Annotated in this window: 11 protein-coding genes; 8 read left to right on the top strand and 3 right to left on the bottom strand. The window is 50.2% G+C overall.

Translation table 11 applies throughout. From position 1 onward, the window contains the following. Positions 1–15 precede the first annotated feature (15 nt). The 3 genes from topA to L3J94_05820 all read left to right on the top strand — a co-directional run bounded on the left by topA (position 16) and on the right by L3J94_05820 (position 4,454). Positions 16–2,295, top strand: a complete 2,280-nt coding sequence (gene topA / locus L3J94_05830; GenBank protein ID MCF6218270.1) for a type I DNA topoisomerase — start codon at positions 16–18, stop codon at positions 2,293–2,295. Positions 2,296–2,450: 155 nt separating this feature from the next. Continuing rightward, entirely contained in the window at positions 2,451–3,317 is an 867-nt protein-coding gene (locus L3J94_05825; GenBank protein ID MCF6218269.1) for a phosphoribulokinase, read from the top strand. An 87-nt stretch (positions 3,318–3,404) separates the two neighbouring features. Further along, positions 3,405–4,454 (top strand): polysaccharide deacetylase family protein, encoded by a 1,050-nt coding sequence (locus tag L3J94_05820; protein MCF6218268.1) that lies wholly within the window; start codon positions 3,405–3,407, stop codon positions 4,452–4,454. Between the two features lie 247 nt (positions 4,455–4,701). On the opposite strand, the gene L3J94_05815 is transcribed toward L3J94_05820, so the two are convergent. Then, entirely contained in the window at positions 4,702–5,949 is a 1,248-nt protein-coding gene (locus L3J94_05815; protein MCF6218267.1) for a multifunctional CCA addition/repair protein, read from the bottom strand. Between the two features lie 128 nt (positions 5,950–6,077). Here L3J94_05815 and L3J94_05810 point away from each other — a divergent pair, with 128 nt between their 5' ends. From L3J94_05810 to L3J94_05800, 3 genes are all read left to right on the top strand, one after another. Then, entirely contained in the window at positions 6,078–7,442 is a 1,365-nt protein-coding gene (locus L3J94_05810) for an NAD-dependent succinate-semialdehyde dehydrogenase (GenBank protein ID MCF6218266.1), read from the top strand. 8 nt (positions 7,443–7,450) lie between these two features. Beyond that, positions 7,451–8,245, top strand: coding sequence for a sulfite exporter TauE/SafE family protein (locus tag L3J94_05805; GenBank protein ID MCF6218265.1), 795 nt, complete (start codon positions 7,451–7,453; stop codon positions 8,243–8,245). A gap of 201 nt (positions 8,246–8,446) precedes the next feature. Next, positions 8,447–8,845, top strand: a complete 399-nt coding sequence (locus L3J94_05800) for a transposase (protein ID MCF6218264.1) — start codon at positions 8,447–8,449, stop codon at positions 8,843–8,845. Positions 8,846–9,200: 355 nt separating this feature from the next. Here the strand turns inward: L3J94_05800 and L3J94_05795 are convergent, their stop codons facing one another. After that, positions 9,201–10,100: a porin gene (locus L3J94_05795; GenBank protein MCF6218263.1), complete on the bottom strand. Its 900-nt coding sequence runs from the start codon at positions 10,098–10,100 to the stop codon at positions 9,201–9,203. Between the two features lie 403 nt (positions 10,101–10,503). On the opposite strand from L3J94_05795, the gene L3J94_05790 reads away from it, so the two are divergent. Next, positions 10,504–11,205: a response regulator transcription factor gene (locus L3J94_05790; GenBank protein MCF6218262.1), complete on the top strand. Its 702-nt coding sequence runs from the start codon at positions 10,504–10,506 to the stop codon at positions 11,203–11,205. On the opposite strand, the gene L3J94_05785 is transcribed toward L3J94_05790, so the two are convergent. After that, positions 11,202–11,678 carry a CREG family protein gene (locus tag L3J94_05785; GenBank protein MCF6218261.1) on the bottom strand — a complete coding sequence of 159 codons (477 nt, stop codon included), beginning with the start codon at positions 11,676–11,678 and terminating at the stop codon, positions 11,202–11,204. The genes L3J94_05790 and L3J94_05785 overlap by 4 nt on opposite strands. Positions 11,679–11,921: 243 nt before the next feature. Here L3J94_05785 and sat point away from each other — a divergent pair, with 243 nt between their 5' ends. Further along, positions 11,922–13,139, top strand: a complete 1,218-nt coding sequence (gene sat / locus L3J94_05780; protein MCF6218260.1) for a sulfate adenylyltransferase — start codon at positions 11,922–11,924, stop codon at positions 13,137–13,139. The last annotated feature ends 117 nt before the right edge of the window (positions 13,140–13,256 follow it).

Here is a 13,256-nt window from a genome sequence, read left to right as displayed (position 1 = left end):
AATCACAACCTACTTATGGCCTCAAAACTCGTTATCGTCGAATCGCCCGCCAAAGCGAAGACAATAAATAAGTACCTCGGTAAAGATTATTATGTGCTTGCATCCTATGGGCATGTGCGTGATCTGTTGCCCAAAGAGGGTGCTGTCGATACTGAAAACTTCACTATGAAGTATCAGGTTATTGAAAAAAATCAGCGACATGTTGATGCTATTCGCAAAGCGATGAAAAAGGCAGATACTCTGTTACTGGCAACGGATCCGGATCGCGAGGGTGAAGCGATATCCTGGCACCTGTATGACCTGTTGGAGAAGGAGGGCGCGCTAAAAGGGAAAAAGTGTGCGCGGGTAGTTTTTCACGAAATCACCAAGCGTGCGATTCAAGAGGCCATAAAGCACCCTCGCGAGCTCTCGATGGATCTAGTGAACGCGCAGCAGAGCCGCCGTGCGTTGGACTATCTGGTTGGCTTTAACCTCTCTCCCCTTTTGTGGAAAAAAATACGTAGGGGTCTCTCTGCCGGCCGCGTTCAGAGTCCGGCACTGCGGATGATCGTTGAGCGTGAGCTGGAGATTGAAAAGTTCCAGTCCCGTGAATACTGGAGCATTGAAGCCGACACCCCCGACTTCTCTGCCAAGCTGGCTCGCTATCATGGTGACAAGCTCTCCCAATTTAGTATTACCGAGACTGAACAGGCCAATGCAGTGCGTGCTGACCTGGTTGCCGCTTCTGCTGGAAAGTTGACGGTTACCAATGTTGACAAAAAACAGCGAAAGCGTAACCCCGCCGCACCTTTTACCACCTCAACACTGCAACAAGAGGCCTCACGAAAACTAGGCTTCTCTACGCAACGCACTATGCGTACCGCTCAGCAGCTCTATGAGGGGATTGAGGTTGATGGTGAAACCATTGGTTTAATTACTTACATGCGTACTGATTCGGTGACACTCTCTCAGGATGCATTGGCCGATATTCGGGCGCTAATCAGCGAGCGCTATGGTGCAGAAAACCTGCCTGAAAAGCCTCGCGTGTTTAAAACAAAGGCTAAGAACGCTCAAGAGGCGCATGAGGCGGTTCGACCAACCAGTGCCTCTCTGCGGCCCGATAAAATCAAGGGCGCTTTAAGCAAGGATCAGGCGCGGTTGTACGATCTTATCTGGAAACGTTCAATCGCCTCTCAGATGGTGCATGCAACCATTCATACCGTCGGTATTGACCTGATGGCGGGAGAGCCTGAAAATCTGTTTCGTGCTACCGGCTCAACCATAGCCAAGCTAGGCTTTATGGCGGTTTACCAAGAGAGTGTCGACGATGCCAAATCAGGCTCCGATGACGAGCGCTTGCTGCCGCCGATGAAAGAGGGCGATACGGTCGAATTGAATGAAATCAGGGCAGAGCAGCACTTCACCGAGCCACCCCCGCGCTACACAGAGGCGAGCCTGGTCAAAACACTGGAAGAGCACGGTATAGGCCGTCCCTCTACCTACGCCAGTATTATTTCAACGCTCACCTCTCGTGAATATGTTGATCTGGAAAAGCGCCGCTTCACACCAACAGATGTTGGTCGTGTTGTTAATAAATTTTTGACGGAGCACTTCACTCAGTACGTTGATTACAATTTCACCGCAAAGCTGGAAGATGAACTTGATGAGGTCTCCAGGGGGGAAAAAGAGTGGATCCCGCTGATGAAAAAATTCTGGGGGCCATTTAAAGCGCTGGTGGATGATAAAGAACAGTCGGTCAGTCGTAAGGATGTTACCCAGGAAGAGCTGGATGAAAAATGCCCCAAGTGCGACAAGCCACTCAGTAAGCGCCTTGGTCGTAGGGGTACCTTTATCGGTTGCAGCGGATACCCTGAGTGTGACTACACCCGCAGCCTCGATGGTGAGGAGGGTGGGAATACACCTGAAGTGGTCGAGGGGAGGACGTGTCCGAGTTGTGATGCGCCACTTTTTATACGCCAAGGGCGTTATGGGAAGTTTATAGGGTGTAGCGCCTATCCAAAATGTAAGCATCTGGAGCCGATTGAAAAGCCCGCCGAGACAGGCGTTGCCTGCCCCGAGTGCGGTAAGGGGCAGATGCTGATGCGTAAATCACGTTACGGCAAAATTTTCTACTCCTGCTCCAGTTACCCAGACTGTAAATATGCCGTGTGGAATGAGCCGGTGGATGAAGCCTGTCCGGATTGTGGCTGGCCTATTTTGACGCTCAAAACCACGAAACGGAAAGGCGCTGAGAAGATCTGCCCACAAAAAGAGTGTGGCTATGCGGTGCCGGTTGAAGAGAGCGCCCCAGATTAGGGCTAACCAATTTATAACGTCATGATTTTGTGGTTATTTTTTATTCATGAAATTATGCTAGAATAGCCGGATTCTGGCGCATGTCCATGTTGATCATTGGCAATGAAAACGTCACACAGGTTTTGCTTTTTAATATTGTTTAAGGGAGAGACTCTATGTCTGCCAAACATCCAGTTATCGCTGTAACCGGCTCTTCAGGTGCCGGCACTTCAACTGTAAAAAATGCTTTTGAGCACATCTTTCGTCGTGAAGGTGTCAATCCGGTGGTGGTTGAGGGCGATAGTTTTCACCGTTATGACCGTGTGCAAATGAAAGAAGAGCTTGCAAAGGCACAGGAAGAGGGTCGCGTTCTGAGCCACTTTGGAGCACAAGGCAACGAATTCGACAAGATCGAAGAGCTGTTTAAAGTCTACGGTGAAACCGGCGCAGGTAAAAAGCGCTACTACCTGCACAATGATGAAGAGGCAGAGCCATATGGCCAGCCCGCAGGTACGTTTACACCTTGGGAAGATATTCCTGAGGGTTCCGACCTGCTCTTTTATGAAGGGCTGCACGGCGGAGTTGTTGATGGTGATGTCAATGCGGCGCGCTTTGTCGATATGCTAATCGGTGTTGTGCCGATTGTTAATCTTGAGTGGATTCAGAAGATTCACCGCGATACGGCCCAGCGTGGTTACTCTGTTGAGGCGGTGAACGACACTATCCTGCGTCGTATGCCAGACTATACGCACTATGTCACGCCCCAGTTTTCCCGTACACACATCAACTTCCAGCGGGTACCAACGGTTGACACCTCAAATCCTTTCATTGCGCGTGATATACCCACACCGGATGAGTCGATGATTGTTATCCGCTTCCGTGACCATCGTTCAGTTGACTTCCAGTACCTGCAGAGCATGATTCATGACTCATTCATGTCCCGTCCAAATACCCTGGTTGTTCCGGGTGGCAAAATGGGCTTTGCAATGGAGTTGATTTTAACGCCAATGATTCATGATATGTTGGAAAAACGTGATCGCTAATAATTAGTCGAGTTGCGTTAAATAAGAGGCGGCCATTGGCCGCCTTTTTTGTTTTACTACTTTGAAAAATAAAGTCTGGTTGCTGTTATGAAAATTTTTTCAATTGCATGGTTTTCTTTTTTTTACTTTATTATCGTGACCCCGCTGTGGGCGAGCAGTGCTGTGGTATTGACCTACCATCGGGTGGGGGAGGATGATATTCCTACTACCAATGTAACCCTTGAACAGTTCGAGCAGCAACTTGATTATCTACAGCAGCATGACTTCAATGTGTGGCCATTGTCGAGAATATTGACACTGCTTTTGAGTGGTGAAAGGTTGCCTGAACGCACGATTGCCATCACGTTTGATGATGCCTACCTATCGGTATATACAGAAGCTTTTCCGCGATTACAGGCGAAGGGTTTTCCTTTCACTCTGTTTGTGGCGACAGATCCTGTTGATCAGGGGTTTCGGCGCTATCTGAGTTGGCCTCAATTGCGGGAGATGAAAGCCGCAGGCGTGACGATTGCGAATCATAGCAAAAGTCACGCCTACATGGTACGGGCTTTGGCGGGTGAAACAGAGCGTGAGTATCAGCAGCGCGTGATGGGGGAGATAGAGAACGCCCAGCAGCGCCTGATGGAAGAGTTGGGTGATGCGCCCAATTTTTTTGCCTACCCTTATGGTGAGTATTCAACCGAGCTGATGGCGATTGTTAAATTACTTGGTTATTACGGTATTGGCCAGCACTCGGGGGCTATATCGGCTAAAAGTAATCCACAGGCAGTTGCGCGTTTTCCGATTAATGAGCATTATAGTGACATGGCTGATTTTGCATTAAAGGTTAACAGCTACCCACTGGCAATCGCGCAACAATCCATTGAAAATCCGATCTGGCGCGGTCAGCATGCACCACAACTTGTGATTGCTCTGGAGAAGAGTGTGGAGGGTGTTGCTGAGTTGGCGTGTTACGCATCAGGTCAGGGAAGGATGGATATTGAGTGGCTGGACAGAGAGCGTCTTCAGTTTTCAATACAGGCGGTCAAGCCATTGTCTGTTGGTCGACATCGATATACTTGCACCGCGCCCGATAGTAGGCGACGCTACCAGTGGTTTAGCCAGCTTTGGGTAGTCATGCCTTCGCCGGATTTATAATTCATTTTACCCGGCCGATAATTACTCGACTCAGGATAAGCTTCTAGTCAGAATGTAAGGTGGGTGTAACAAAAAAGCCCCGCGGCAAGGCGGGGCTTTTTTTTGTCGTAAATGTAAGCTGAGATTTTTTCAGGAGAGGATGCACGGATAAAAAGGGCGTAACTACTCAGTGTATTCCTCTAAGAACAAGGGCCTGGTTGTCTGTTTTTGTGGGCCACCTGGCACTGTGTAAGAGATATTGACCCTTTTACAAGGGCTGGGGTGGGTTGTTAATCTGCTTGCTTGTGATTTTTTGTATGGCTTGAATGCGTGCCTGCTGCATCGCTTCTTTTATCGCAACACCCTTTAGTTCTTGAGCAATAAATGGCTGGGCGGTAACCCGTTGCGCCGCATTCAGCGCTGCCTTTAGAAGGGCTGGCTGTGAGTACGCTTTACCCTCAAAGCCAGTACGCCCCCGGGAGTCGGCTTCGCAGGCAATTAAAAACAGCTCAAAGCGTTGCGGGCGGCGCAGTGCATCACAATCTTCAAGCAGTTGCAGTAGCTTACCCGGGCGCATTTCACCCGCACGGTGATATTTTCCGTGATAGCGGGTGACCATAAGTGCCAACTCTTTATACTCATTGGGCACTCTAAAGCGCTCACAGAGTGCTTCTACTAACGGTACGCCGCGCTGTTCGTGGGCGTGGTGTTTGGGCCACAGTTCGGGGTCGGTGTCCCCCTTTCCGAGGTCGTGCATGAGTGCGGCAAAGCGCACGGTATTGTCGCTACTCAGCCGGGCGGCCTGCTGTAATGCCATCATTGTGTGCAGGCCGGTATCAATTTCGGGGTGATATTTGGCGGGTTGTGGTACGCCAAACAGGTGGTCGATTTCAGGAAAGAGGCGCGCCAGTGCGCCACACTCACGCAGCACTTCAATAAAACGACTTGGGGTCTGCTCACGCAGTGCTTTATCAAGCTCTGTCCAGACCCGTTCGGCGACTAATGCATCCACTTCACCGTTTTCAACCATCTCACGCATCAGTGTCATGGTCTCATCCGCGATACTAAAGCCAAGATGAGCAAAGCGAGCGGCAAAGCGCGCAAGGCGTAAAATGCGTACCGGATCTTCTGAAAAAGCGGGCGAGACGTGGCGTAAAACTCTGTTTTTAATATCCTGCTGACCATTAAAGGGGTCGATCAGTTGGCCATTGTGACCCTCTGCGATGGCGTTGATGGTGAGGTCGCGCCGCAGTAGATCCTCTTCCAGCGAGACATCGGGCGCAGCCTGTACATCAAAGCCGTAGTAGCCGGGTGCGGTCTTACGTTCGGTACGGGCAAGGGCGTACTCTTCATTGCTCTCGGGATGAAGGAACACCGGAAAATCTTTCCCTACCTGGCGATACCCTTGCGATAGCATCTCCTGTGGTGTCGCCCCAACAACAACCCAGTCACGTTCATGAACTGCGCGCTGGAGAAGCTTGTCACGCACAGCGCCACCGACTAGGTATATTTGCATAAATTACTCCAAAATATGGGTTGTTGTTGGGCTATCTATCAGCAGCCTCCCGCCTGTATAGTAGAGGCTGCTTAGCGATTCTAACAGATTGCAAAGCGAGTTATCGTCAACGGTTATTGGAGGCCGCCATGACATTTAAGGTTATTAGTCCGCTTGATGGGCGCACTTTAAAAGAGATTCCCAGTTGGGGTGATGCTCAGATAGAGGGCGCACTGCAAAAAAGCGCTAAAATGGTGCCATACTGGGCCGCCGTGCCGATTGCTGAACGTGCAGTTTATCTGCGCAAGCTAGGCCAGGTGGTTCGTGAGCGTAAAGCGTTGCTGGCTACACTCATCACTCAGGAGATGGGCAAGCTATATAGAGAGTCACTGGCAGAAGTGGATAAATGTGCTGACATTTGTGACTACTATGCGAGCAATGCCGCCACGTTTCTGGCTGATGAAGTGCTTGAGTCAGATGCTGGACGTAGCTTGGTCGCCTATCAGCCGCTTGGCACCATTCTGGCGATCATGCCATGGAACTTCCCTCTGTGGCAGGTGATGCGTTTTGCGGTGCCGGTACTGATGGCAGGAAATTGTGCACTGTTAAAACACGCCTCGAATGTGCCGCAATGTGCGTTGGCACTACAACAATTAATGATCGATGCCGGACTGCCGGAAGGTCTCTTCACCAGCTTGATGATCAAGGCATCACAAGTGAAAGCGGTGATTGAAGATGATCGAGTGCACGCGGTGTCACTCACCGGCAGCACACCGGCGGGTCGGCAGGTGGCGGCAGTGGCGGGAGGCGCACTTAAAAAATGCGTGCTGGAGCTGGGTGGTTCAGACCCCTTTATTGTGCTGGAAGATGCCCATATCGAGCAAGCAGTGCGAGCGGCGGTTGCCTCGCGTTACCTCAATGCAGGGCAGAGCTGTATCGCGGCAAAACGCTTTATTGTGGTAGCGGCGATTGCGCAGCAATTTGTTGCGCAATTTAAAACAGCGGTAGAGCAGCTCAAAGTGGGCAACCCCATGGATGAAACAACATCATTGGCACCGATGGCGCGGGTGGATTTGCGGAATGAGCTTCACCAGCAGGTACTCACTTCAGTTGAACAGGGAGCCAAGGCATTAACCGGCTGTCAGCCCGTTAGCGGGGCGGGGGCATTTTATCTACCCTCAATTTTGGATCATGTTAAGCCGGGTATGTTGGCTTATAGTGAAGAGCTGTTTGGCCCGGTGGCCATCGTGATCAGGGTTGAAACCGAGGGTGAGGCGATAAAGGTTGCCAATGACTCTGTTTTTGGGCTGGGTGGTAGTGTCTGGACGGAAAACCTCCCGCGTGGCGAGCAGTTGGCGCGGCAGGTAGAGGCCGGGGCTGTTTTTGTCAATGGTATGGTCAAAAGTGATGCGCGTTTGCCTTTCGGTGGCATCAAGCAGTCCGGCTATGGTCGGGAGCTGAGTCTGCTGGGGATTCGTGAATTTGTGAATGCCAAGACGATCTGGATGCGATAGCCAGGTAGATGATTGAGGGTCTATTCATCTATCTTGCGCTGGGGCTGATTGCGGGTGCCACCGCAGGGTTGCTGGGCTTGGGTGGCGGAGTGATTATTGTGCCCGCACTCTATATGCTGTTTGGCGCGCAGGGACTGCCGAGTGAGCAGGTAATGCACATGGCCATTGGCACCTCGCTGGCCACTATTATCTTCACCTCCCTCTCATCAATCTATAGCCACCACCAGCAGGGAAGCGTGCAGTGGCCGCAGCTGCGTCAACTGCTACCGGGCATCATCTTGGGCGTGGTTGCAGGCAGCCTGATGGCCGATCAACTGGAGAGTCGCACCTTGCGAATACTTTTCGGTTTTTTTGAGCTGTTGGTTGCGGCCCAAATACTCTTCTCGCTGATCCCAAAATCACCGCGATCAGCGCACAGCCGCTGGGTCTACTCCGTAGCCGGTAGCGCAACCGGAGCGGTCTCTGCACTGTTGGGCATTGGTGGTGGCAGCCTCATGGTGCCGTTTTTGAGTTGGTGTGGTGTCAATATGCGGCGTGCCGTCGCCACCTCAGCGGCGTGTGGTTTTCCCATCGCCCTGGTGGGCACGGCAAGTTTTATCTGGCTGGGTGAGGCGAACCATCAGCAGGCGTTACCGTGGGCCGTGGGGTATATCTACCTGCCCGCACTTGCCGGTATTTTGTTGACCAGCCTGTTAACCGCACGACTGAGCGCCCAACGGGTACACAAAATCCCGCAATTGATATTGAAACGGATTTTTGCCGCAGTATTGGTGCTGGTTGGTCTTAAGATGATTTTGGGTTGAAGCGCCGATGAGAGGGTTGGCAGATTAAACCGATCGCCATCTAAAGATGGCTCCTACAACAAAAGCGGATTCGAGAGCTTGCGATAGGGTTGGATTATTCTACAAGCAGATATTAAAAAATAATCAAGGAGGATTATCATGACACCAGCACCCCCCCATGGCCGAAGCCTACGCAAAGGGCGATACTCAGCGTAGGGGCAAATCTATCTGATCACCGCAGTAACCCATAATCGCCAGCCGTTATTTCATGATTTTGATCGGGCGCGTGTGGTGATTTTGGCGTTGCTGGATTCCACCGCAAAGAAACAGGCAGATACCCTTGCCTATGTGGTTATGCCGGACCATTTTCATTGGTTGATGCAGTTGGGTGGTGTCAGCTTAAGTCGGGTTGTGCAGAGGGTTAAGTCGAAGAGCGGTTATGAGATAAACCGCCTCTCTCAGTGTAGCGGTAAGGTTTGGCAGCACGGTTTTCATGATCATGCGCTTCGTAAAGAAGAGAACATCAAGGCCGTAGCCCGGTACATAGTGGCCAACCCATTGCGAGCCGGGCTGGTGGATTCAATTGGCGATTATCCCTTTTGGAGTGCCGCGTGGTTGTGAATTTATTGATGGGTGGGGTGGGTTTGTGGTTTGTGGATTGTTTCGCAAGCTGAAGCTTGCTCCTACAGGCGGTTTTGTCTTGCTTCTGTTGTAGGAGCCATCTTTAGATGGCGATGTGTTTGTGGATTGTTTCGCAAGCTGAAGCTTGCTCTTACAGGCGGTTTTGTCTTGCTTCTGTTGTAGGAGCCATCTTTAGATGGCGATGTGTTTGTGGATTGTTTCGCAAGCTGAAGCTTGCTCTTACAGGCGTGGTTGGTTGGGGTTGCTTCTGTTGTGGGTGCCGATTTTCAGGCAAAAAAAGAGCCGGGCAGAAGCCCGGCTCAATTATGTAGCCGTTACTTTTTTGTTCTTAAGCTTAGAACTTGGCCAAGAACTCGACGATGGCATTCTCATTATCAACATTGGCTACTTCGTTGATGTTGTAACCAAGGCCTACAGTCAGGTTTTCAGCAAGGTCATGCCAAGCAATCAGGTTGATTTGTGTTGCATCGGCATTGTCATTGCTTTCATAGCGAACACCAACCTGTGTGCCTTCCATTACATCGTAGTATGCACCAAGGCCGTAAAGCTCATCATTTAGTGCATCAACCGCAAGAATTTCAGCTGTGACAGTGATAGGGCCTGTGTTGAAAGAGGCATTGAGATCCCATGCGCTATCGCCCAAGCCAGCTGTAGTGTTGTCAATGGTGACATAGCCAAATTCGATATCCAGGCCTTCAACAGGTGTTGCATTTACAACTACTGCAAAAGAGTTGTCACCCTGCTGGGAGACATTACCACCACCAGTGATTTCATTCAGAAGGCCAACAGTGATGGTAGCAACACCCGCATTGTAGGCAACTGCCAAGCCCGATACGTTGTTGCCGGCGTGCAACGCGGTGGCTGTGTTAGCTAGGGCGCTGTAGATCAAGCCAGCTTCTGTGGTTGGTTGGTCCAGAGTGTCTTCAGCATCCATACCAATTGGGTTGTTGAATTTACCTGCAATAACCGTAACATTCTCAGCCGCACCCCAAGCAAAAAATGCTTGCTCTACATCCAGTGCGCCAGTTACCGCATCAACATCAAGGTCAAGGCCAACCGTAACGGAATCTACAGTATTACGGAAGTCAACCTCAGCCGTTGCCCAGAAAAGATTTGTATCGTTATCATGGGTCCAAGTGATGTCGGTATAACCACTAATAGAAGCGCCTTCAGCGGCTGCAATTGCCGGAACCATGGTGGCTGCAACAGCCAGTGCGATTAAATTCTTTTTCATGTTTAAATTCCTCCCTCGGAATAGTTTGTTTTTTATTACGGTATCTATGAAAGCATGAGTTCATAACTGAAAGCAATAGTTTGTTGTAAATTTGTCACGGTGCCTGCTTTATGTTTGCCGCTGTTTATTGCTTATTGGTTGTAACTTATTGTTTATAAATAAAAAGGCAGTAATTTTTCTGGTTGTTGTTTTTTTGCGAATATCACTCAGGCGATGGTTGAGGGTGCATTTTTTGGCAGGTCGGGCCTCTTATTGAGGGCCAAATGGCCGCTACCGGTGGGATATGTACTAATCTATCTATATGCAGACGTATATTTTATCCTAGAAACCTCAGATGCGCCAAGAGCTTGTGTGAGTTTTTGATCAAGCTGAGGTTTCTAGGTCTATTCAAGGGAGTGATTTGGTGAAGATTGGTTTGTTGGAAGATGACCCACATGTGGCTGAGTTGACGCGGCTATGGTTGGTCGATGCCGGTTATGAGGTGACGGTGTTTGCGACCGGGGAGGCGTTGATGGCGGTGGTGGCGGATGATCGTTTTGATCTGCTGATTATCGATTGGATTCTGCCCGGTATTCAGGGTGATGCAGTGTTGAGTTGGCTGCGTGAGAATCTGGATTGGCTGATTCCGATACTGTTTGTTACCCGAAAAGAGCGTGAAGAGGATGTTGTCTATGTGCTGGAACTGGGGGCGGATGACTATATTTCCAAACCAGTGAGCCAGCCGATATTGCTGGCGAGGATCAGGGCGCTGCTGCGCCGTTCCCAGTTGTGCAAAAAGTTGCGATGCGGCGATATGACGTTTCCCCCTTATAAAATTGACCCCGCTCAGCATCGGATTTTGAAGGGGGGTGTTGTGGTTGATTTAACGCAAAAAGAGTATGAGCTGGCACTCTTTTTGTTTAAAAATATCGGTCGCGTGATTTCACGCCGAGAGATTCTTGAGTCTGTTTGGGGGATTTCGTCCGATGTAAATACCCGCACCGTAGATACCCATGTGAGTCGATTACGCAATAAACTGGGTTTTTCGACTGAGAGCGGTATTAAATTGAGTGCCATTTACCAACACGGTTACCGTTTAGAGCGTGTTGAAGTCGTGCCAGGTTAGGCTCGGTTGGCTGCTTCAATTAATTGCTGTGGCTTTATGCTGTGTGCATTGGCAAAGCCGCCGACGTAGCGAATTTTATCGGCGATAAATCGGTAGAGCTTGAAGTCTGCGAATGAGAAGAGCATGTCGGCATCGGGCAGCTGTTTTAGATAGCGTTGTTTGAGAGTGGCGTAGCAAGGATCACTCTTTTCGATGGCTTGAATGTGGCCGTTAAGGGTGACACGGGCGAGGGTTTGCGGATCCTTTGATGATTGCTCTGTTTCACTGATCGCAATGGATATTTGTGGCATTTTTAACAGCCGCTGCGTGTGGGGTGCCAGTGTGCTGAGGTGCAGGATCAGGCTCGAAAGGTCATCCGTTGTAGCGTAGGCGATCATGCTACAGTAGGGTTCGCCGTTGCGGACGGTGGCAAGGGCGGCCCAGCGCTGCTGACGAAGTAGCGTGCAGAGTGGTTGTAAATCAGTTTCACCCATTAGCGGTTATCCTTTGGCGAATTCAGTCAGGCTCCAAATGTGCCCTATTGTATACACTATATAGAAGGTAGTGTCTGTAACGGAGAGTGCATTGTCATCGGTGTCGGGTTCTTGGATATTCCCCCGCTGTCTTGCCTCACAATTATTTTCGTTGTTCATCTTGCTATATTCAAGGCCGCTGTTTAACGCTAGAATATGGCACAGCTCTACTATTCAATTTTGATCAACTTTAAAGGGATCGCAATGTCTACACTGGTTAATCCACACGGCTCGGATGAGCTGAAAACACTGTTGTTGGAAGGTGATACGCTGGCGGCAGAAAAAACGCGTGCCGAGTCATTGCCAAAAGTGATGATCAGCTCGCGTGAGTCGGGTGATATCATCATGATGGGGATTGGCGGCTTTACACCGTTGGAAGGTTTTATGACCCATGCCGATTGGCAGGGTGTTTGTGATGGTATGAAGATGGCAAATGGTCTTTTTTGGCCGATCCCGATCACCTTGTCTACCGATACCTCGGTTGCTGATGGCCTGAGCCTTGGCCAGGATGTGGCGCTGGTTGATGCTGAAAGCGGTGAAATCATGGCAACTATGACGGTAACTGAAAAATATACCGTGGATAAAGCACATGAGTGCATGATGGTGTTTAAAACCACTGACCTTGAACATCCGGGTGTGAAGATGGTGATGGCGCAGGGTGATGTTAATCTTGCAGGTCCAGTGAAGGTGTTGTCACAGGGGCGTTTCCCCACTGATTTCCCTGAAATCTACATGACACCGGCTGAAACGCGAGCACTGTTTAAAGAGAAGGGATGGAAGTCAGTGGTCGCCTTTCAAACTCGCAACCCACTGCACCGCTCACATGAATATCTGGTTAAAATTGCCATTGAGATTTGTGACGGGGTGATGATCCACTCACTACTGGGTAAATTGAAGCCCGGCGATATTCCATCTGAAGTGCGTGTGGATGCAATCAATGCACTGGTTGAAAATCACTTTGTGAAAGATACCGTTGTTCAGTCCGGCTATCCGCTGGATATGCGTTATGCAGGCCCTCGTGAGGCGCTGTTACATGCGTTGTTTCGTCAAAACTACGGCTGCTCTCACCTGATTGTGGGCCGTGATCATGCCGGTGTGGGTGACTTCTATGGCCCATTTGACGCGCATCACATCTTTGATGAGATTCCTGAGGGGGCGCTGGAGACGCAGCCACTGAAGATCGATTGGACCTTCTTCTGCTACAAATGTGGTGGCATGGCGTCTATGAAGACGTGTCCACATGAAGCGTCAGATCGCCTGCTGCTCTCTGGCTCCAAGTTGCGTAAATTGCTCTCTGAAGGAGATGACGTTCCTGCCGAGTTTTCGCGCCCAGAGGTGTTGAAAATCTTGCGTGCTTACTACAGCTCCATTGCAGAAGAGGATAAGGTCGAGGTTAAGTTATCAGGACACTCAGCACGCTAAATAGCGTATTTCGCTGTTTGATAGAGCGGGATTGCAGTGGTACTGCAATCCCGTTTTTTTTAAATTTTTTGGCGCGACGACTGTCAGAGGGTTGGTGGATTTTATAAGGTGGAGGCT

Source organism: Gammaproteobacteria bacterium (genome assembly GCA_021647245.1).
Taxonomy (GTDB): domain Bacteria; phylum Pseudomonadota; class Gammaproteobacteria; order RBG-16-57-12; family RBG-16-57-12; genus JAFLJP01.
This window is presented reverse-complemented; position numbering and strand designations above follow the sequence as displayed.